This is a genomic window from Nocardia crassostreae (assembly GCF_001613405.1).
Lineage (GTDB): Bacteria > Actinomycetota > Actinomycetes > Mycobacteriales > Mycobacteriaceae > Nocardia > Nocardia crassostreae.
This window is the reverse complement of the sequence record NZ_BDCH01000014.1, coordinates 248355-269338: the sequence shown is the minus strand read 5'-3', so window position 1 is coordinate 269338 and position 20984 is coordinate 248355. Positions and strand designations below refer to the sequence as shown.

At 68.8% G+C, this 20984-nt stretch carries 15 protein-coding genes, 6 pseudogenes and 1 riboswitch; of the genes and pseudogenes, 18 read left to right on the top strand and 3 right to left on the bottom strand.

The genetic code is table 11. The features are described 5' to 3' along the window. Positions 1–472: 472 nt before the first annotated feature. The 9 genes and pseudogenes from NC4_RS13825 to NC4_RS13795 form a co-directional block, all read left to right on the top strand. A pseudogene (locus tag NC4_RS13825) lies at positions 473–1522 on the top strand (aminotransferase class V-fold PLP-dependent enzyme); the annotation flags it as partial. Between the two features lie 98 nt (positions 1523–1620). After that, a pseudogene (locus NC4_RS42570) lies at positions 1621–1701 on the top strand (hypothetical protein); the annotation flags it as partial. A 95-nt stretch (positions 1702–1796) separates the two neighbouring features. Continuing rightward, positions 1797–3044: a heavy-metal-associated domain-containing protein gene (locus NC4_RS13820; protein WP_067537360.1), complete on the top strand. Its 1248-nt coding sequence runs from the start codon at positions 1797–1799 to the stop codon at positions 3042–3044. Next, positions 3041–4492, top strand: a complete 1452-nt coding sequence (locus tag NC4_RS13815; protein ID WP_067537358.1) for a type III PLP-dependent enzyme domain-containing protein — start codon at positions 3041–3043, stop codon at positions 4490–4492. The genes NC4_RS13820 and NC4_RS13815 overlap by 4 nt, the downstream gene beginning before the upstream one ends. Then, positions 4492–5787: a pyridoxal-phosphate dependent enzyme gene (locus NC4_RS13810; protein ID WP_067537355.1), complete on the top strand. Its 1296-nt coding sequence runs from the start codon at positions 4492–4494 to the stop codon at positions 5785–5787. Before NC4_RS13815 ends, NC4_RS13810 begins: the two co-directional genes overlap by 1 nt. A 171-nt stretch (positions 5788–5958) precedes the next feature. Further along, positions 5959–7056, top strand: a pseudogene (locus tag NC4_RS44605) (cation:proton antiporter); the annotation flags it as partial. Positions 7057–7468: 412 nt separating this feature from the next. Next, positions 7469–7741 (top strand): annotated as a pseudogene (locus NC4_RS45125) (UBP-type zinc finger domain-containing protein); the annotation flags it as partial. A gap of 168 nt (positions 7742–7909) precedes the next feature. Continuing rightward, the gene (locus NC4_RS13800) at positions 7910–8326 is read left to right on the top strand and encodes a hypothetical protein (RefSeq protein ID WP_067537349.1); all 417 of its coding nucleotides are present in this window, start codon (positions 7910–7912) and stop codon (positions 8324–8326) included. Positions 8327–8646: 320 nt separating this feature from the next. Beyond that, a complete protein-coding gene (locus tag NC4_RS13795) occupies positions 8647–9273 on the top strand; it encodes a TetR/AcrR family transcriptional regulator (protein ID WP_067537347.1) in 627 nt (208 codons plus the stop codon). 68 nt (positions 9274–9341) lie between these two features. Here NC4_RS13795 and NC4_RS40190 read toward each other — a convergent pair whose 3' ends face one another. Then, entirely contained in the window at positions 9342–9770 is a 429-nt protein-coding gene (locus NC4_RS40190) for a hypothetical protein (RefSeq protein ID WP_157554681.1), read from the bottom strand. A 179-nt stretch (positions 9771–9949) separates the two neighbouring features. Here NC4_RS40190 and NC4_RS13785 point away from each other — a divergent pair, with 179 nt between their 5' ends. The 4 genes and pseudogenes from NC4_RS13785 to NC4_RS42555 all read left to right on the top strand — a co-directional run. Next, positions 9950–10849 (top strand): alpha/beta fold hydrolase, encoded by a 900-nt coding sequence (locus NC4_RS13785; protein ID WP_067537341.1) that lies wholly within the window; start codon positions 9950–9952, stop codon positions 10847–10849. A 261-nt stretch (positions 10850–11110) separates the two neighbouring features. Further along, positions 11111–11285: riboswitch (M-box (ykoK) riboswitch) on the top strand. 201 nt (positions 11286–11486) lie between these two features. Beyond that, positions 11487–12194, top strand: a complete 708-nt coding sequence (locus tag NC4_RS13780; protein WP_067537339.1) for an MgtC/SapB family protein — start codon at positions 11487–11489, stop codon at positions 12192–12194. Then, the gene (locus NC4_RS13775; RefSeq protein ID WP_067537336.1) at positions 12191–13927 is read left to right on the top strand and encodes an ABC transporter permease; all 1737 of its coding nucleotides are present in this window, start codon (positions 12191–12193) and stop codon (positions 13925–13927) included. Before NC4_RS13780 ends, NC4_RS13775 begins: the two co-directional genes overlap by 4 nt. Before the next feature lie 16 nt (positions 13928–13943). Beyond that, a pseudogene (locus tag NC4_RS42555) lies at positions 13944–15104 on the top strand (ABC transporter ATP-binding protein); the annotation flags it as partial. A gap of 42 nt (positions 15105–15146) precedes the next feature. Here the strand turns inward: NC4_RS42555 and NC4_RS42550 are convergent. Both NC4_RS42550 and NC4_RS40185 read right to left on the bottom strand, forming a co-directional pair. After that, positions 15147–16397, bottom strand: a pseudogene (locus NC4_RS42550) (DHA2 family efflux MFS transporter permease subunit); the annotation flags it as partial. Between the two features lie 101 nt (positions 16398–16498). Beyond that, on the bottom strand, positions 16499–16681 hold the full coding sequence (locus NC4_RS40185) for a hypothetical protein (RefSeq protein ID WP_157554678.1): 183 nt from the start codon (positions 16679–16681) through the stop codon (positions 16499–16501). 162 nt (positions 16682–16843) lie between these two features. Here NC4_RS40185 and NC4_RS13765 point away from each other — a divergent pair, with 162 nt between their 5' ends. From NC4_RS13765 to NC4_RS13745, 5 genes are all read left to right on the top strand, one after another. Then, the gene (locus tag NC4_RS13765) at positions 16844–17062 is read left to right on the top strand and encodes an NfeD C-terminal domain-containing protein (RefSeq protein WP_067537334.1); all 219 of its coding nucleotides are present in this window, start codon (positions 16844–16846) and stop codon (positions 17060–17062) included. 41 nt (positions 17063–17103) lie between these two features. Next, the gene (locus tag NC4_RS13760) at positions 17104–18213 is read left to right on the top strand and encodes an SPFH domain-containing protein (protein WP_067537331.1); all 1110 of its coding nucleotides are present in this window, start codon (positions 17104–17106) and stop codon (positions 18211–18213) included. A 45-nt stretch (positions 18214–18258) separates the two neighbouring features. Then, positions 18259–18645, top strand: coding sequence for a cold-shock protein (locus NC4_RS13755; RefSeq protein WP_067537328.1), 387 nt, complete (start codon positions 18259–18261; stop codon positions 18643–18645). A 215-nt stretch (positions 18646–18860) separates the two neighbouring features. Next, complete coding sequence (locus NC4_RS13750) at positions 18861–19961, top strand: ATP-dependent DNA ligase (RefSeq protein ID WP_174566849.1); 1101 nt, start codon at positions 18861–18863, stop codon at positions 19959–19961. Further along, positions 19958–20971: a DNA polymerase domain-containing protein gene (locus NC4_RS13745; RefSeq protein WP_067537326.1), complete on the top strand. Its 1014-nt coding sequence runs from the start codon at positions 19958–19960 to the stop codon at positions 20969–20971. The genes NC4_RS13750 and NC4_RS13745 overlap by 4 nt, the downstream gene beginning before the upstream one ends. Positions 20972–20984: the final 13 nt, after the last annotated feature.

Sequence of the window (20984 nt, the reverse complement as noted above, 5' to 3'; positions counted from 1 at the left end):
TGCGACGCGCGGGCCGACCCCGGCGGCGATGGTGTCGCGGGCACCCCATCCACCGCGCCCGGCGGCCGACACAGCGACAGGACGGCGGTCGGCGGAGAGCTCGGGCGGTGATCGTGATCGGTGGCGGGCGGCATCGATCGAATCGGCGCCCGAGCCGCTGCCAGCCGGGGTGGTGACGAGTACGGCCCGGGCGGTGATCGTGATCGGTGGCGGGCGGCATCGATCGAATCGGCGCCCGAGCCGCTGCCAGCCGGGGTGGTGACGAGTACGGCCCGGGCGGTCGAGTCGTTGCCAGTCGTGTGGTGACGGGCGCGGCCCGGGTGGTCGAGTCTCGCGGGTGACGCCGCGGGGAACCGGCACGTCATCGGGTCGGGGCGCAGGGCGTGCCGGGATGGGAGCGGATCGTTCGGCGCGGTAACGACACGGTACCGGCGAAAGCGGTTGGCGGCGAAAACCTTCGAGGGCTCGGCAAATGTGCGTATCGTTGGTGGCGTCCAGCGCGTACTCCTGGGAGGGAGGCGGCACGGTGCGGTTCTCTGCGCCTGCGAACACCGCCGGGCCCGCCGCCGCCCGGGAACCGGCGGTGTCGGCGCTGCGGTCGCTGTTCCCGGCGCTGGCCGAAACCTCGCAGGTGTATCTGGATTCGGCCTCCACCACGCAGAAACCGGCCGCCGTGATCGAGGCGGTGCACCGGTATCACCGGTCGCGCACGGCCAATGCCGGGCGCGGGACCTATGGGTGGGCGACGAGCCTGACCCGCGAGGTGGAGCGGGTGCGCGCGCGGATGGCCGCCTTCCTCGGCGCCGCGCCCGACGAGGTGGTGTTCACCGGTGGGTCGACGGCCGCATTGAACGCGGTGGCGCTGGCATGGGGGTTGACGAATCTGCGCGACGGCGACGAAATCCTCTACAGCCCGCGCGATCACGCCTCCAATGTCTATCCCTGGCATCATCTGCGGCGGCTGCTGGCTGGATTCGGGCGCACCGTCACGCTGGTGCCGTATCGGGTGAACGCACTGGGCGAGGCCGATATCGAGGATCTGGCGGCGCGCGTCGGGCCGCGCACGCGGCTGATCACCGTCGCGCATCTGCATCACGTGTTCGGCGGGCTCACCACCCTCGAGGAATTGCGCGGCCGCCTCGACCCGTCGATCGCATTGTGTTTCGACTGCAGCCAGAGCGGCGGGCATCTGCCGGTGCGGGTGGACGAGCTCGGCGCGGATTTCGCGGTCTTCGCCGCGTACAAGATGTTCGGCGCGCCCGGCACCGGCGTGCTGTACTGCCGCCGCGACCGCCATCACGAGCTGACGCCGATCCTGCCGGGCGGCAATTCCGCGGTGTCCCTGATCGATTCGGATCTGGCCGACGGCCCCATGCCGCAGCGGCTCGAGGGCGGCACGCACAATCTGCCCGGCATCCTGGCCCTGGGCGCGGCCCTGGAGCTGCTCGACCGGGTCGGCCTCGAGACCGTCCGCACCCACAATCGGGCCTTGACCCAGCGGCTCATCGCGGGCCTGCGCCCGATCCCGGGACTGGAGTTCGCGCCCGGTCCCGCCCATGCCCCTGCGAGACCGGGTACGGCATCGTCTCCTTCACCCTGGCCGGAATCAGTTCCGGCGATGTGGGTTTCGTGCTCGGCGAGCTCGGTTTCCTGGTCCGCACCGGCGCGCACTGCGTGCCCACCGGCGATACCGCGCGCGAGGAGGATTCGGTGCGGGTGAGCACCCACCTCTACAACACCGTCGAGGAGATCGACCGGTTCGCCCACTGTGTCGCCACGATTGCCGAGGAGGTCACATGACGAGCAACGGCCATCCACCCCGCTACGACCGGCGCGCCGCCTCCCGCGTGCTGGCCGGTCTGGCCCGCCCCGGACTGGGCGGGCCCGCACCGGTCCCGCCGCCGCGGCGCATCGAATACACGTGCACGCCTGTGGGTTTCGAACCCGGATCGCATCTGACGCTGTCGCAGCGGCTGTATCTGGAGCGGTTCATGCGCCCGTGCCGCGCCGAACAGGTCACCAGCGCCACCCACCGCATCGCCTGGACCGACAGCGACGGCGTGCCCAATACCAGGCACTTCCACGCCGGGGGCCTGGGACCGATCGTGCCCATCGCCATGCGCGAGACGGTGCTGGGGCTCTGGCATGCCCTCGACGCCGATACGTCCCTGGCGCAACGGGTTTCGCGGCTGTCGGACCGGGAGCGGGCGGTGCTGGCGGGCACCACCACCGATCACGAACCGGGCGAGATCTTCCGGGTCGGCATCGAGGCGTGCGGGCGCGCGCTGGCCCAGCACGCGCTGCTGGCGCGCTGGACGCCGTACCGCAGTCCGGCCGAATTCGCGGTGGGCATGCGCGATTCGGGCATCTACGCCGCGGTGGCGACCCGCTGGTTCTGGGAGTTGCAGGCATCGAGCTATCGGCGCGGGATGATCGCGGTCACCCTGGCCACCCAACCGGACGGGACGGTGCGCTATTCCGCCGAGACCGTGGCCACGCTGCGCGCCATGAAGGATATGACCATCGAGGACGCCCACCGCACCATGCGCCGCGCCACCCATGTGGAGGGCTTGACCGTGGAGGAGGCCATCGGCCGCTATCACGAAGAGCTGGACCTGATCTCACGCCAGTACGCGCTGCTGCCGCCGGGCACCCGCCCGGCATGCCTGGCGGCCATGCCGCATCAGCTCGACGGCGCGCACTACATGGTGGCGGACAGGTTCACCGACCTGTTCACCACCGTGGTCACCCGGCTGACGATCGCCGAGGTGCCGGTCGATCCCGGCCCCGACAGCACCGAGGCGGGCACCGATCAGCTGTTCTATGTGCCGGACATGACGTGCAAGCATTGCGTGCGCACCATCACCGGGGTCCTGGAGTCGATGGATATCGCGGTGCACGGCATCGATCTGATCAGCAAGCGTGTCACCGCCGAATTCCGCAGTCCCCGCAACCGTCATCGCGCCTTCGAGGCCTTGCGCGACAGCGGCTACAACCCGACCGTCGAACTGCCCGCCGCGGCCGCCACGGAAACGGCCGTATGACGGCTGCCACCGCGCCGCGACTGCCGGCGAAGATCCATCCGCTGGTGCGCGGGTTCCTCGATGCGCCCGGCGCGGCCGAGGACGCCCTGGACCGGTTCGGCTCCCCCGCGCATCTGGTGTTCCCGCAGGTGTTCGCCGACAATCTGGCGCGGCTGCGCGCGGTGCTCGACGCGCAGCCGTCGCAGTATCGGATCTGCTACGCGCACAAGGTCAATCAGTCCCGCGCCTTCGTGCGCACCGCTGAGCACGAAGGGATCGGCATCGATGTGGCCTCGGCGGCCGAGCTGGCCGGGGCGGTGGCGGCGGGGTTCGCGCCCGAACGCATCGAGGTGACCGGGCCCAAGGGCGAGGGGTTGCTGCGCACGCTGCTGGGCACCGGCATGACGATCAATGTCGACAATGGGTGGGAACTGCGCCGCCTGGCCGAACTCGCCGACCCCGGCACCCGGGCGCCGGTGCTGGTGCGACTGTCCGGATTCGCGGGCACGCCGGTGAGCCGGTTCGGGGCGCCGCTGCGCGAGGTCGAGGCGGTCCTGGAGCTGCTGGCCGCCCACCGCGACCTGATCGCCTTCCGCGGCTTCGCCTTCCACATCGATTCCGGGAAGCCCGCCGAACGCGTACGCGCCGTGGACACCTGCCTGGAACTGACCGAACGCGCCTACGAACACGGTCTGACCCCGGCCGTGCTGAATATCGGCGGCGGCTTCCGGCAGGTGTTCACCGCCGACGCCGACGCCTTCGACGCCTACGTGGTGGCGCTGCGGGAGTCGCTGCTGGGGCGCGGGGAGCCGATGGCGTGGGGCGGCAACACCTTCGGCTTCCATCTCGACGGCGGCGCCGTGCACGGCACCCCGGTGTTCCACAAATACGCCAATACCGTGCCCGCCGAGGCAATGCTCGCCGATCTGCTCGACGCCGGACTCGACGCCCACGGCGGGCGCGCCATCGCGCAACTGGCCGCGGAGAACCTCCTCGAGATCTGGCTCGAGCCCGGCAAGGCCCTCGTCGATCACGCCGGAATCACCCTGGCGCGGGTGGAATTCGTGAAAGAGACCGCCGACGGGGCGACGCTGGTCAATCTCGATGTCAGCCGCGACACCGTCACCCCCGCCGATCAGGAGGTGATGGTCGACCCGCTGCTGCTGCCCGCCCGCGCCCACCCCGCGCCCGAGACCGACCCGGTGGGGGTGTTCCTGGCCGGGCGGCTGTGCCTGGAACGCGATCTGATCACCAATCACAAGGTATGGCTGCCGCATCGCCCGCACCCCGGCGATCTGCTGGTGTTCCCCAATACCGGCGCCTACCACATGGATCTGTCGGCAGCGTGTGCCTCCATGCATCCGCTGCCACCCAAGCTCGCGGTCACCGCACACGACAGCGGTTTCCGGGTGTGCCGCGACCACGACTACGCGCCGCGCCCGGCGCCGGACCGGCACGGAGTGCACTGATGCGCTACGACCACATCACCGAACTCATCGGCAACACCCCGCTGCTGCGACTGGATCCGGCCGTGCACGGGCTGCCCGGCATCGAGCTCTACGCCAAGCTCGAATCCTGTAATCCGTTCGGGTCGGTCAAGGACCGGGTCGCCTGGGGCATGATCCGCGACGAACTCGACGCCATCGTCGCGGGCGGGCAGACCCTCATCGAGGCCTCCAGCGGCAATACCGCCAAGGCGCTGCGCATTCTGGGCGCCATGTACGGGGTCGGCTTGCGCGCGGTCACCAATCGCATCAAGGTCGCCGAGGTGCGGGAGCTGCTGCAGCTGCTGGGCACCGAGATCGAGGAACTGCCCGGCCTGTCCGAATGCCCGGATCCCACCGCGCCCAACGACGTCTACTCCGTCATCGAAGCCACCCTCGCACGCGCGCCCGGCGCCTGGCATCACCCCTCGCAGTACACCAGCGAGAAGAACATCGAAGCCCACTACGAGGGCACCGGCCGCGAAATCCACGACGATCTGGCCCGCGACGGCATCACCCGCGTCGACTACCTGCTCGGCGGTCTTGGCACCACCGGCTCCACCCGCGGCGCGGCCACCTTTCTGCGCAAACACAATCCGGACCTGCGCACCATCGCGATCGTCTCCGAACGCAGCGACTTCATCCCCGGCATCCGCTCGGAAACCGAACTCTGGGACGTCGGCCTGTTCCAACCCGACTTCTACGACCGCATCGTCGCCGTCGAAGCCGGACGCGCCGTCGACGCCACCGTCGCACTCGCACTCCGCCACGGCGTCCTGGCCGGACCCACCAGCGGCGCCACCTACGCCGCCGCCCTGGATGTGCTTGCCGCCGTGGACCGTCCACCCGAGCGCCCCCTGGTCGCGGTCTTCATCGTCTGCGACCGCCTCGAACCGTACCTGTCCTACATCCGCAAACGCCGCCCCGACCTGTTCGGCCGCCCCACCCGCGCCACCGCCCCCACCCCCGCCGAACTCGAAACCCTCGACCGCGAATCCCGCCCGACGATCGTCGACACCCGCGGCGCCATGGCCTACCGCATCGGCCACCTCCCCGGCGCCATCAATATCCGCGACGACCACCTCGAAGACATGCTCACCCACGGCATCCCCTTCCCCCGTTCGCGCCCACTGGTTTTCGTCTGCCCCGTCGGCGAGGTTTCCGTACGCTTCGCCGCCCTCGCCCGCCGATCCGGCTTCGACGCCACCAGCCTCGCCGGAGGCATCACCGCCTGGCGCGACACCGGCAAACCCCTCGAATCCACCCCCCGCCCCACCTGACCCACCCCCGTCGCGCAGGTAATGGTGCGGGTAAACGCCGAGACGGGCCCTGCATCATTACCTGCTCGGCGGCGAGTTCGGGTGGTGGCGAGGGTGGTGAGGGGGATCGGGTGGCGGACACGCGCTGGGCGGTGCGTGCGCGACACGCCGGGGCTGGCACGATGATCGGTTGTGGAGGTCGCGTTCGGGCTGGTCGTGCTGGTGACGGTGGCGGTGGGGCTGGCGGCCCTGGCCCGCCGGTTCGGGGTCGGGGAGCCGTTCGTGCTCACCATCGCGGGGGTGATCGCCTCCTATCTGCCGTTCGTGCCGGAGGTGGATGTCGAGCCCGAGTTGGTGTTGCTCGGGTTGTTGCCGCCGTTGTTGTACACCACCGCTATTCGGACGTCGCTGGTCGATTTCAAACCGAAGAAGATCTCGATCACGCTGCTGTCGGTGGGGCTGGTGCTGTTCACGGCGTTCGCGGTGGGGGCCGTCGTGTATTGGCTGCTGCCGGTGCCGTTCGCGGCGGCGGTGGCGATCGCGGTCGCGCGGCGGGTCGGGATGCCGCGGCGGATCGTGATACTGCTGGAAGGGGAGTCGCTGTTCAATGATGCGACGGCACTCACGACGCTGCGCACGGCGATCGCGGCGACGGCGGGCACCATCACCATGTGGGAGGCGGGGGCCGATTTCATCGCCGCGGCCGGGGGCGGGGCGCTGATCGGTATCGCGGCGGCGCTGCTGCTGGCGTTCCTGCGGCGGCGCATCACTGATCCGGTGCTGGATACGAGCGTGTCGCTGCTCGCGCCGTGGATCGCGTATCTGCCTGCCGAGGCGGTGCATTCCTCCGGGGTGATCGCGGTCGTCACCTGCGGGCTCATTCTCGGCTATCAGGCACCGCACTGGCAGAGCGCGGCCTCGCGCATCTCCGAGCACACCAATTGGCGCACCATCGCCTTCCTGCTCGAGAGTGCGGTGTTCCTGCTCATCGGCTTGCAGATGCGGCATTTCGTCGAGGACGCCTGGCACAGCGGGCTGCCGCATTCGACGCTGCTGCTCACCTGCGCGGCGGTGCTGGTGACGGTGATCGTGGCGCGGCCGCTGTGGGTGTTCCCGTCCACGCATCTGGCCTGGCGGCTGGAAGGGCGGCGGCTCGGCAAGCCGCGGCCGCACTGGACCGGACCGGCGGTGGTGTCGTGGGCGGGCATGCGCGGGGTGGTCACCCTCGCCGCGGCGCTGCTGCTGCCCGCCGACACGCCCGAACGGGCGACGCTCATCCTGCTGGCCGTGGTGGTGGTCGCCGGAACATTGCTGCTGCAAGGCATCTCGCTGCCGTGGCTGGTGCGGTGGCTGAAGCTACGCGGCCCCAGCCACGCCGAGGATCTGCTGCAAGAGGCGAATCTGCTGCAGCAGGCCACCTCGGCCGGGCTGGCCGCGCTCGAGCACGCCATCACCCCCGACACCCCGCCCGAGGTCGTCGAAGCGCTGCGCAACCGGGTCACGGTGCGGGCGCGCTCGGCGTTGGAGTTGCTGGGGCGCTCGGAATCCCAGCGCATCACCCCCCAGCGGCGAATACCGGCGGCTGCGGCTGGTCATGCTGGCCGCCGAACGCGAAACGGTGCTCGCCGTGCGGGATTCGGGCACCGTCGATCACGAGGTGCTGCAGCAGGTGATGGGCACCCTCGATATCGAGGAATCCACCATCGACCGCATCGCCGAGGCCGGGGAGACCGGGGAACCGTTGACCGCCACCGTCTCCGCGGGCTGCGCGCACCTGAACGAGGCGCCCACCGTGCAGGTGCCCGATACCCCCGACGCGTGCGGGGAATGCCTGGCCGAGGGGCAGGTGTGGGTGCATCTGCGCATGTGCCTGGAATGCGGGCACGTCGCCTGCTGTGATTCCTCGGTCGGCAATCACGCCACCAAGCATTTCCACGCCACCGGGCATCCGGTGATGCGCAGCGGGGCGGCCGGATACCGAACGCGGAGTCCGTTCCGCGCGTGTCGGTCCGGCAATGCGCCGACACTGGCGTACATGCGCCAATGGTGTCGCCGGGCAGCTCGGGCCGCCGCGGGGAGCAGCCGCTGTCCACCTTCCGGCAGTTCTCACTCGTCCGAAATTCCTGCAAGAGGATGATCACCCATGATCGGGTCCCGCACATCGGCTTTCGCCACCGCCGCCACCACGTTCGCCGCCCTGACCGCGACCCTCGCGCTCACCGCGCCCGCCGCCCACGCCGCGGTGTGGCGGGTCGACGTCTCCCCCGGCGCCTCCATCGGGCTGGGCAGCCTGCGCTACGGCTCGAGCTGCTCCTACACCGTCACCGTCGAAGGCCGCCCCGGCGATGCCGCCTGGTTCCACGACATCGGCGCCTACGGCACGTTCAGCCCGCAATCGGTGACCATCGGCAGCAACGGCCGCGCCACCACCAACTGGACCCCGCAGGTCGCGGGCTGGCACCGCATCTACGCCGACTCCTACTTCGGCCAGGCGTCGACCGACTACTTCGAGGTCGGCACCTGCATCAACCTCGGCAGCGCCTGCGTCGTCCTGCGCTGACCCGCACCCATTGCCGAACGATCGCCAAGCGTGTTGCCCGCCACGGCTTTCGTGTTGCCGCTTCGCCGAATAGGGTCTGAACAGGTATCGGAGGAGGGCTCGTCGATCATGCAATGCATGCGGGGCGAAAACCAAGCAGCGCATGGGTAGAACATCCTGGATCGATCGAATACGCCGGGAGTTCCTCGGTATCAGCCTGTGGAGAGTTCTCCGCCTCTACCGGTCGGCGCTTGCGCCGACCGGCAAGCAGCCTCGATAAAGCAGGAACCTGGCAGCAGCCCATTGCATAAGTCCAGGAGAACGGCACTACCCTTGACCCGGTGCAGACAGGCCAGCCCTCCTCCGACGCCGAACCCCGCATCTGGGGCGGAACGACTCTCACCGAACGCCGTGAGGCGCGCCGCGCCGCGCTGCTCGATGCCGCCCTGGACTTGATCGGCGACTCCGGCGCCGGGGCGGTCACCATGCGCGCGGTCTGCCGCAAGGCCAACCTCACCGACCGCTACTTCTACGAATCCTTCGCCAGCCGAGACGAACTCCTCGACGTCCTCTACCGTCAGATCGCCGACGAATTCTTCGAGCCCATGACCGCCTTCGCCGTCGCCGACGACCCCACCCGCGACCGCGCCCTCTCGGAAATCCTGGTCGACAAGGTCCTCGAAGACCCCCGCAAATCCCGCCTGTTCCTCGTCGAGCCCTACTCCTCCACCGGCCTGGGCCAGGCCACCATCGCCGTCATGCCCGCCTTCACCCGCCTCATCCAGGACCACCTCTTCTCCCACATCGCCGACCCCGTCCAACGCCGCGTCGCCGCCGTCACCATGGCCTCCGGCAATGCGGGCATGTTCTCGGCCTGGCTCAACGGCACCCTGCGCGCCACCCGCGACCAGATCGTCGACCACCTGGTGCAAACCATCGCCGCCTACCGCGGCATGTACCGCCCCTGAGCCGAACCCGCGAGGCAGACGGTGCGCTCATGCACCGACTGCCGAATCCGCCGGTGCCGCAGTCTTTGCTACGGGGCGATGACGAAGACGGCCACGCCCAGCAGCGCCACGGCGGTGATGGCCGCGATCGCAAGCACCGGCCACAACCATGGCCACCGTCGCTGATCCCGCATCCCCGCCCGGGACACCACCAGCACGAGCGCAATACCCAGCCACATGAGCCCCGCCGCCCCGGCCCCGGTATTGCTCAGCCCGCACTGTGGCCCTTGTGCGCAGGCGATCTGGCCGAACTGCCCGAACAGCCACAGCGCCGCGATCCCCAGGATCACGCCCGCCAGCACGGCGATCCGGTCGAGCAGTGCCGGAAACGCTCGGCGCGCAGTGTCGGAGAGACCTTCGGCGCAGTGCGGGAGAGACCTGAGGCGCAGGGCGGGAATCAGCGGTGGGGCGCAGCACCGGAATCGGCGTGGCGGAATGGCCGGAAGTCGCGGACTCACAACGGAGTGGATGCCTGACGCGCGCGGCAGTCGATGCCATTGTGCAGTGGGTGCCGACGGTGGGCGCGAATTCCTTCCCACTTCAACATACATCGGGCGGGTGGGCTTGTGGCAAGGGCCCGGGGCGGGGGCATAATCGCTGGTCCGAGCCTATTCGGGGCCGGAGGAGGTGAGGGTGTATGAGCGAGCGGACGGCTGTGGGCGTGGGTCCGGCGAGGGTGGATATCGCCTACGAGATGGTTGGGGATCCGGGGGATCCTGCGCTGTTGCTGGTCATGGGGGCGGGGGCGCAGTTGGTGCATTGGCCGGACGGGTTCTGTGCGGAGTTGGTGGGACGGGGGTTTCGGGTGATCCGGTTCGACAATCGCGATGCCGGGCATTCGACCCATCTGGTGAATGCGCCCGAGCCCGACATCATGGCCGCGATCGGCTGTGATGTGTCCTCGACGGCCTACACCCTGTCGGATATGGCGGCCGATGCCGTCGGTCTGCTCGATGCGCTCGGGGTCGACAGCGCTCATGTGGTGGGGCTGTCGCAGGGCGGGATGATCGCGCAGACGCTGGCGGCCGAGCATCCCGCGCGGGCGCGGTCGCTGACCTCGATCTCGTCGACGACCGGCAATCCCGGTGTGGGGCAAGCCGCTCCGGGTGCGTTCGGTGCGGGCGGCCCGCCGCCGCAGGATCGCGACGGGTATATCGCCTGGCGGGTCGGGGTCACCCGTGCGCTCGCCTCCCCCGGTTTCGTCTTCGACGAGGCCGCGGTCGCCGCGACCGCCGCCCGCGCCTACGACCGCGACCACGATTTCGCCTCGATGATGCGGCAGATGATCGCCGTACTGGCCACCGGTGACCGCACCGCACAGTTGCACACGGTGCACGCGCCCACCCTGGTCATTCACGGCACCGACGATCCGATCATCGATGTCAGCGGCGGCCGCGCCACCGCCGCCGCCATTCCCGGCGCCGAACTCGTCGTCGTCGACGGCCTGGGTCACAGCTTGCCGCGCGAACTGTGGCCCGAGTTCGCCGACCGCATCGGCGAACTCGCCCGCCGCGCCGATACCGCCGCGCACCACTGACCCGGCCCGAGCTCGTCCCGTGCGGCGAGGCGAATGCGCCGACCGGATCGCCGCGCTCGTGCACCGCGCGGAGCCGACCTGCGCGGCGGCGTCCCGAGGCCCGGATACACCTGCCGCACAACAGGTCTGGCTTGCCGTGCACGGGTGCGCCGCCGGATCGGTACGGTGCCGCGATCGCTTCGAGGGGTGACCGGGGCGGGTGCGACGGGGGCCACATCGGGTTGCGGTGGCGATGGGGTGGGGTGTTTACTCGCTGACGCAAGGTGCCGTCGTTAGCTGAGGTTCCTGCACGGATACAGGCCGGCGACCGGAAACGTCGAGAGACGCCAATGGTCAGGACAGGCTTCCCCGGATTAAGGGGTAGTCCCGACCGGCTCCCACCCTGGTGGTGGGTTCACGCCGTGCAGTGCTGAAGGTCTTACGAGGAGTGGTGCCCCTACCTCGCGAGTTCCGCAGGTCTCCACTCCGTTTCCGGTGCGTGCGCTGCGTCGAGGAGGTGGTTGTCGTGCCCGATGGACCGGACAGAGTTCCGTTAGCCAATCGTTCACCAGGCGACACTCCTTTTCTTCGCTGCGTGATGCCCGCATCCCTGTAGCGTCGCTGTTCGAGTGCGCCGATCTCTGTTTGGGAGGGCGTCGTGACGACGTTGGAAATGCTGTTGCGGCTCGGGGCCGGAGTCGGGTTGGGCGCGATCATCGGGTTCGAGCGCCAGTACCGGGCCCGCATGGCCGGTTTACGGACGAACGCGCTGGTCGCGGCCGGTGCGACGTTGTTCGTGCTGTTGTCCGCGCACGGGTTCGCCGGGGCCACCGCCGATCCGACGCGGGTGGCGGCGCAGATTGTGTCGGGCATCGGGTTCCTGGGCGCGGGCGTGATCTTGCGCGATGGGTTCAACATTCGCGGCCTCAATACCGCCGCCACCCTGTGGTGCTCGGCTGCGGTGGGTTCGCTGGCGGGTGCGGGCATGTTCTCGACGGCGGCGGCGGGCACGGTGGTGGTGGTCATCGTGAACACCGCGCTGCGCACCGCGGCGCGCGCGGTGGATCGCCCGGTGTCCGACGGCAGCGAGACCGAGGCGCTGTACGCGTTCACCGCCGACACCGACGACGCGCACGAGGCGAATGTGCGGGCGCTGCTGGTGCAGTCGCTGACCCGCACCGATTTCCGGCTGGTGTCGATCTCGAGCCACGACACCCAGCCGGGCCGGGTGCAGGTGCGCGCCGAGCTGACCGGGGATCGTCGCGACGACCGGCAGATGGAGACCGCGGTGAGCCGGTTGAGCCTGGAGCCCTCGGTGACCAGCGTCGCCTGGCGCACCGTGCCGGAAAAGCTGAGCGAGGCATGACCCGCGCGCTGCCGCCGGTGCGCGGCTACACCTCGAATCCGGCGCTGGATCGGCCGCGTTCGCGCTGGGCCGATGCCGCGGTGTTCGTGGGCGCGGCGGTGCTGATCTGGATCGTGGTCAAGGTGTCGGCGGGGGTGGACGTGCCCTTCGACCAGGCCGACACCCCGGCCACGATCTCCACCGATCCCGCGCAGCTGCCCTACTACGCGGCGCGTTCACTGCTGCGCATGTTCGCCGCCCTGGGGTTGTCGATCGCGTTCACCTTCGTCTACGCGACCGCGGCCGCGCGGCTGCCGCGCGCGCAGAAGGTGCTGTTGCCGGGCCTGGACATCTTGCAGTCGGTGCCGATCCTGGGTTTCCTGTCGATCACCATCACCGGGTTCATCGCCTTGTTCCCCGGATCGTCGCTGGGTTTGGAGGCCGCGTCCATTTTCGCGATCTTCACCTCGCAGGCGTGGAACATGACCTTCGCGTTCTATCAGTCGCTGATCTCGCAGCCGCGCGAACTCGACGAGGCCGCCCGCAACCTGAGACTCTCACGCTGGCAGCGGTTCTGGCGCGTGGATGTGCCCTCGGGCATGTTCCCGCTGGTCTGGAACGCCATGATGAGTTTCGGTAGCGGCTGGTTCTTCCTCACCGCCGCCGAGGCCATCAGCGTCAACAATCGCGAGTACGCGCTGCCCGGTATCGGCTCCTATGTGGCCAGCGCAGCCGCGGAATCCGATACCGCCAAGGTGCTGCTGGCGGTGGCCACCATGATCGTCATGGTGATCGGGCTCAATGTGCTGTTCTGGCGGCCGATCACGGTGTGGGCGGAGCGATTCCGCGTCGAGGACTCCGAATCCGCCGACGCCCCCCGCTCGTTGGTCCTGGATCTGTTGCGCCGCTCCCACATCCCGGGTCTGCTGGCGCGGGCGTTCGGCCCGCTGGTGTATCCGATGGATCGGGTGATGAGCGTGTTCGGCCTGGCCGAACGCCCGCTGTATGTGCCGGTGCTGCGCCGCCGCGTCGCCGACGCGGTGGTCGTGGTCGCGCTCACGGTGGGGGCGGTGCTGTTGCTGCACTACATCCACACCACCGTCGGCTTCGGAGAACTCGCCCACGCCGCCCTGCTGGGCGTCATCACCCTGGGCCGCGTCATCGTGCTGCTGATCGTGGCCAGTGCGGTGTGGGTGCCGATCGGGGTGTGGATCGGCTTGAACCCCAAGGTGACCCGGCTGGCCCAGCCCATCGTGCAGGTGCTGGCCAGCTTCCCCGCCAACTTCTTGTTCCCGCTGGTGACCGCGGTGCTGCTGGCCACCGGCGCCAGCCTGCAATGGGCGGCCATCGCGCTCATGGCCCTCGGTGCGCAGTGGTACATCCTGTTCAATGTGATCGCCGGGGCCGCCGCGGTCCCCAACGATCTGCGCGAGGCGGCGGCGAATCTGCGGCTGCCGCGCACTCTGTGGTGGCGCAGGCTGATCCTGCCCGCCATCTTCCCCTCCTACGTGACCGGTGCGCTGACCGCGGCGGGCGGGGCCTGGAATGCCTCCATCGTCGCCGAGATCGTCGAATTCGGTCCCTCCACCCTGGTCGCCACCGGCCTGGGCTCCTATATCGCCGACGCCACCCGGGTGGGTGACTTCCCGCGCATCCTGGTCGGCGTGCTCGTCATGAGCGCCTACGTCGTCGGCATCAATCGACTGTTCTGGCGGCGGCTCTACGCGCTCGCGCAACGCCGGTACTCGCTGTGAAGACGGGAGAAACCCCATGACACATACGATTTCCACCGGCGAGGTCCTCATGGATCTGCGCGCGGTGGCCATGTCGTTCACCGGCGCGGGCGGGGAACCGCTGCAGGTCCTGGAAGCCGTCGATCTGCAATTGCGTGAGGGCGAGATCGTGGCGCTGCTGGGCCGCTCGGGCTCGGGCAAATCCACCATCCTGCGCATTATCGCCGGGCTGCTGGCCCCGACCGGCGGCCAGGTCGACTACCGCGGTCAGGCGTTGACCGGCTCCAATCCCGGTGCGGCCCTGGTGTTCCAGTCCTTCGGGCTGATGCCGTGGTTGACCGTGCAGGACAATGTGGAACTGGGCTTGGCCGCGCGCGGGGTCGCCCCCGCCGAGCGCCGCTGCCTGGCCCTCGACGCCATCGACCGCATCGGCCTAGACGGTTTCGAAACCGCCTACCCCAAGGAGCTGTCCGGCGGTATGAGCCAGCGCGTGGGTTTCGCGCGCGCCCTGGTGCTGGAACCGGATCTGCTGCTCATGGACGAACCCTTCTCCGCGCTGGACGTGCTGACCGCGGAGAACCTGCGCACCGAACTGGTGAACCTGTGGGCCACCACCGATTTCCCCACCAAATGCATCTGTATCGTCACCCACAACATCGAGGAGGCGGTGCTTTTGGCCGACCGGGTGGTGGTGCTGGGCTCCAATCCCGGCCACATCATCGCCGAGGTCACCGTCGATCAGCCGCGCCCGCGCAATCGCCGCGCCCCCGGTTTCACCGCCCTGGTCGATCACATCTACGGCCTGCTCACCGGCCGCGACACCGCCGAGGCCGTCGCCACCCCGGATTCGGCCACCCCGTTCGCGACCCCGCTGCCCGACGCCTCCGTCGGCGGCATCGCGGGTCTGCTGGAGCTGGTGTGGGGCCGCGCCGGGCGCGCCGATCTGCCCGAGGTCGCCGACGAACTCAACTTCGAACTCGACGATCTGCTCCCGCTCGTCGACGCCGCCGCCCTGCTGGGTTTCCTGACCGTCGACTCCGGCGATGTCATCCTCACCAATGTGGGCGCCCGCATCGTCAATACCGACATCCAGGCGTCCAAACGCATTTTCGCCGACCAGGCCCGCCGCCGCGCCCCCCTGGTGCGCACCGTGTGCAGCGCCCTCATCGGTTCGGCCGACGGCAGCGTCCGCGCGGATTTCGTGCTGGACCTGCTGCGCCGCGGCTTCTCCGACGAGGACGCCCGCCGCCAAGTTGACGATGTTCATCAGCGTCGAGCCGCGCGCCACCTGCGCGTGGGTCAGCGTCTGGATGGCGGCGGTCATGGTCGGCATCATGGTGCAGCCCATGCCCAGGCCCATCACGAACAGCGCGCCCAGCAGCAGTGGATACGGGGTGTCGGCGGTGACCTGGGTCAGGTACGCCATGCCGATCGACATGACCGCGATACCGGTGAGCACGATCTTGCCGGGCCCGATCTTGTCCACGAGGCGGCCCGCGATCGGCATGGTCAGCATGGCGCCGAGACCCTGGGGCGCGATGAGCAGGCCCGCCATCAACGTGGACTCCCCGCGCACCTGTTGCAGATAGCTCGGGAGCAGCAGCCCGGAACCGAAGAACGCCATGGCGAACAGGGTCATGGTGATGACGGCGTAGCGCAGCGAGGAGTTCTTGAACAGCCGCAGATCGATGAGCGGATGCACCGCGCGCAGGGCGTGGAAGACGAACACCACCAGCAGGATCGCGCCGATGATCATGGGGATGAGCACCTTGCGCGCGGCCACGGTCCCGGCCTCGGGAATCGAGGACACGCCGTAGAGGAACAGCGCCAGACCCGGTGAGGCCAGCAGCATTCCGAGGAAGTCGAACGATTCCGAGGGTTCGGGCTGGTCGGCGGGCAGCACGATCCAGGCGTAGATCAGCGCGACGATGCCGATGGGCAGGTTGATCAGGAAGATCCAGTGCCAGGAGAAGCTGTCGATGAGCCAGCCGCCCAGAATGGGTCCGGCGATGGGGCCCAGCAGCATCGGCACGCCCAGCACCGCCATGACCCGCCCGATCCGGTGCGGCCCGGCGGCGTGGGTCATGATCGTCATGCCCAGCGGCATGAGCATGCCGCCGCCCAGGCCCTGGATGACGCGGAAGCCGATGAGCGAGCCAATGTTCCAGGCGGTGGCGCACAGCACCGAGCCGAGCACGAAGAAGACCAGCGCCGCCATGTACAGGCGTTTGGTGCCGAAGCGGTCGGCGGCCCAGCCGGTGAGCGGGATGACGGTGGCCAGCGCCAGGGTGTAGCCGGTCATGGTCCACGCGGCAATGGCGTAGGTGGTGTCGAAAATGGTCTGGAATGTCGGGATCGCGACGGTCACCACCGTGACGTCGAGGATCGACATGATCGCACCGAGCACCACCACACCGGCGATCTTGAACACGCGGGCGTCGAGCTTGTCGTCGGCCGGGTCGCCGGTCGTTATATCCGGAGGAGGGGTCACCGCTTCAGCCTGCCAGGTCGGGGGACGAGGTAACAGCACAATTTCGCTTCGGTTGACGCGCCGGAGTAGCGCCGTTCACGCGAATGTTGCGCGCGCCGCGATCAGCGCGGCGGCGGCCAGCCGTCATCGTTGTCGTAGAAGTTCTCCGCCGCGGTCTCGGCGGCCGCCTCGGCGCGGATCTCGAATTCCGACGGATCGCCCGGATCGGGTTCGGGCGCAAGCTGTTTCCCGGCCGAATCCACGGGATCGGCAGGTCTGGCGCGCTTGCCCATGTCGGTCCTCACGCGAGAGTGGAGCATCGATGGCGGCAATAACCCGGCCCATCATACCGAGCGATAGCAACCCCATGGCTACCGTATCCGGTGATCGATTCCGAATCCGACCATTCACCTGGCGGTTTCGCCGCGTAGTCTGACGGGCACCGCCGCGACGAGGAGCTTCCCGAAATGTCCGACCCGGTGCTGGGGCTGACCGGTACGCTCACCACACCTCTGCGCGGCGCCGGTGCGCTGGGCGAGGTGCTCGTCGCCATCCGAGGGGGAACCGAACTCTACATCGCACGCTCCGACGAGCCCCTGGCCGCGGGCGCGAGCGTGCTCGTCGTGGCCGTCCATCCCGGCCGTCTGGTCGATGTTATTGCGTGGATCCCCCTTCCCGGCGATTGACAAGGCGCGGAGTAGTTTTCGTTTCGAGGGGAGAAATCACAGTGCTCGGTTATCACGTGCCCGATCCGGACGAGGTCATGCTGGTCTCCGGCGGCGGCACCAAGGACAATGCGCCGTTCCGGGTGGTCATCGGCCACGGCGCCTGGGTCATGCCGTTCTTCCGCAAGGTGCGGTATCTGTCGCTGGCCATGTTCGAGGCCGAGATCAAGGAACGCTGCGTCACCAAGCAGGCCATCCAATTGGATGTGCGCGCGGTCATCGCGTTCAAGGTCGCCAACGACACCGGCTCCATCGTCAATGCCGCGCAACGGTTCCTGTCCGAACAGGAGCAGGAGATGTCGGTGCTGACCGGTCGCATCTTCTCCGGGCATCTGCGCTCCATCGTGGGCTCGATGACGGTGGAGGAGATCATTCGCGAACGCCAGCGCCTGGCCGACGAGGTCCTGGTGGCCTCCAAGGTGGAGATGAGCAATATCGGGCTGTGGGTGGATTCCTTCCAGATCCAGTCCATCGACGACGGCGGCCTCGGGTACATCACCGCCTTGGCCGCCCCGCACAATGCCGCCGTGCAGCGCGACGCCCAGATCGCCCAGATCGCCCAGGCCGCCGCCGCCCAGGCTGCGGCCGAGGCCGAACAGGAATCGCTGCGCCGCCAGGCCGAATACGCGCGCCAGACCGCGGTGCTGCGCGCTCAGTACCAGCGCGATATCGACAAGGCCAATGCCGAAGCCGCCCAAGCCGGTCCGCTCGCTCAGGCGGTGGCGCTGCAGGAGGTGCTCACCGCCCAGGCCGAGCAGGCGTGCAAGGAAGCCGAACTGCGCGAACAGCAGTTGCAGGCCGAAGTGGTCAAACCCGCACTGGCCGAAGCCGAACGGGTGCGCATCCTGGCCGTGGCCGAGGCCGACCGCACTCGCATCCAGGCCGAGGCGGCGGCGTCGAACAATCGCATCGCCCTCGATCAGCTGCTCATCGAACAGCTGCCCGAGATCGTCAAGCACGCCGCGCTCGGGCTGGCCGATGCCAATGTGACCGTGCTCAACGGGCCCGACGGGGTCGGGGAAATGATCACCGGCATGGTGGGACAGGGGCTGACGGTGTTCGATTCGTTGCAAAAGGCACTTTCTTCCAACAATGATCGACCTGCCGACTAAAGTCCCAGACAGAGGGACGCGGCGACGAGGAGCGGGTGTTTTAAGGTGTCCATCGGGAAATTGGTGTCGTTCGACAGCTCTCGGGGTTTCGGTTTCATCCGTCCGGAAGACGGGGGGCCCGATGTGTTCGTCCACGTCAACGACATCGGGCTCGACGAAGACGAGCTGCGGCAGGGGCGGGTGTTCGAATTCGATGTGACCGAAGGCGATCGGGGGCCCAAGGCGATCAACCTGGCCCTGGTCGGCGGCGCGGCCGCACCGGTCCGGCACAAGAACGACAAACGCGGCGGGCAGATGTCGGAGGCCGAGCACAAGCGGCTCATCACCGAACTGCTCCTCGACGCCTCCCCGGCCTTGACGGCCGGGGAGATTCTCACCATCCGGGACCGGTTGACGGCCTTCGCCGATCAGCACGGCTGGATCGAGAACTGATCGCGCGGGCGGCGGACCGGACGCGGGTGGGTCGGGGCCGGTGAGTCGGGGCGGCAGCGCCCGGGCCGCGGTGCAGTCGCTGCATCCCGGCACGGGCTGCCGGTGCAATACCCCGAACTGTCCGACCCGGTCGGTACGATCTTCCTGAACCGCCGACCGGTGAATCCGGGCCGGTCACGGCGTCTACCTGGGTAAGTCCTACCCGAGGAGGTCGTGTGGAGCTGCCCCTGCTGCCGCCCGTCAAACCCATGCTGGCCAAATCCGTGTCGACGGTGCCGCGCGAACCCGGGCTGTTGTTCGAGCCCAAATGGGACGGGTTCCGCTGCATCGTCTTCCGCGACGGCGACGAGATCGAACTCGGCTCCCGCAACGACCGGCCGCTGACCCGCTACTTCCCCGAACTGGTGGAACTGCTCGCCGCCGCGCTGCCCGACAAGTGCGTCCTCGACGGCGAGATCGTGGTCGTCACCGAGAACGGCCTGGATTTCGACACGTTGCAGCAGCGGCTGCATCCGGCGGCGTCGCGGGTCAACAAGCTCGCGGTCGAGACACCGGCCAGTTTCGTCGGTTTCGATCTGCTCGCGCTCGGGGACCGGGATCTGACCACCGAGCCGTTCCGGGAGCGGCGCCGCCTGCTGGAGACCGTGCTCGATGCCGCCGAGGACGGGGTGAACCGGCTGCATCTGACGCCGATCACCGACGATCCGGATGTGGCGACCGACTGGTTCACCCGGTTCGAGGGCGCTGGTTTCGACGGGGTCATGGCCAAGGCCGCGGATCTGCCGTATCTGCAGGACAAGCGGATCATGGTGAAGATCAAGCACGAACGCACCGCCGACTGCGTGGTCGCCGGATTCCGCTGGCACAAGGACGGCGTGGGCGTGGGCTCGCTGCTGCTGGGCCTGTTCGACGACGAGGGCAACCTGCACCATGTCGGGGTGGCGTCGAGTTTCACCGCGGCGCGGCGCAAGGAACTGGTCGAAGAACTCAAGCCGTTGCGGGAGAACGCCCTCGACAATCATCCGTGGAAGAACTGGGCCGATGCCGCCGCCCAGGCCAAGGCCGACGGCAAGATGCCCGGCGGGGTGAGTCGCTGGACCGGCGGCAAGGATCTGTCCTGGGAGCCGTTGCGCGCGGAACTGGTCGCCGAGGTCCGCTACGAGCACGTCATGGCCGGGCGGTTCCGCCACGGCGGGCGGCTGGTGCGTTTCCGCGACGACCGCACCCCCGCCTCGTGCACCTACGCCCAGCTCGACGAGGTCGCACCCGCCGAGCTCGCCACCATTTTCGAGGAAGCGAGAGGCGCGACATCGTGAGCGCGGCAACCGATATCGAGGTCGACGGGCGCACCGTCACCATCACCAATCCGGACAAGATCTATTTCAGCAAGCGCGAGGAGACTAAACGCGATCTGGTCGACTACTACCTCGCGGTCGCCGGGCCGATCATGAACACCATCAAGGACCGTCCGATGCTGCTGGAACGCTATCCGGACGGGGCCTCCGGCAAATCCTGGTTCCAGAAACGCGTCCCGAAATCGGTGCCGGACTGGTTGCAGACCACGGTGGTGTCCACCCCCAACGGCACCACCAGCGACGCTCTCGTCGCCGCGGACATGGCGCACATTCTGTGGGCGGTCAACCTGGGCTGCCTGGGTTTTCACGTCTGGCCCACGCACGCCGATCCCGGCAGCACCGGCGCCACCGACGAGTTGCGCATCGACCTCGACCCCTCCCCGGGCATCTCCTTCGACGATCTGCGCGCCGCCGCCCTGGCCACCCGCGACCTGTGCACCGAACTGGGCATCGATGTGCGCGTGAAGACCTCCGGCTCGCGCGGCCTGCACCTCTACGCCCTGCTGCAACCGCGCTGGGACGGCTACCAGGTGCGCGCCGCCGCCGTGGCCCTGGCCCGCGAACTCGAACGCCGCCACTCCGACACCATCACCGCCGCCTGGTGGAAGGAGGAACGCGGTTCGCGCGTCTTCGTCGACTTCAACCAGAACGCCCCGCACAAAACGGTATTCGGCGCCTGGTGCGTACGCCCGAAGGTCGGCGCCCAGGTCTCCACCCCCATCTCCTGGGACGCGCTGCCCACGGTCACCAACGACGACATGACCATCGCGACCGTCCCCGCCCGCGTCGCCGAACTGGGCGACCCCTGGGCCGACCGCACCCCGCAGTCGATCGAACCCCTCCTCGAGATGTCGGCCAAGGACCTGGCCGCGGGCCTCATGGACGCCCCCTGGCCACCCCAATACCCGAAGATGCCCAACGAACCTTCCCGCGTCCAGCCCAGCCGCGCCCGGAAGGACAACGGCGACTGAGCAATTCCGCGCC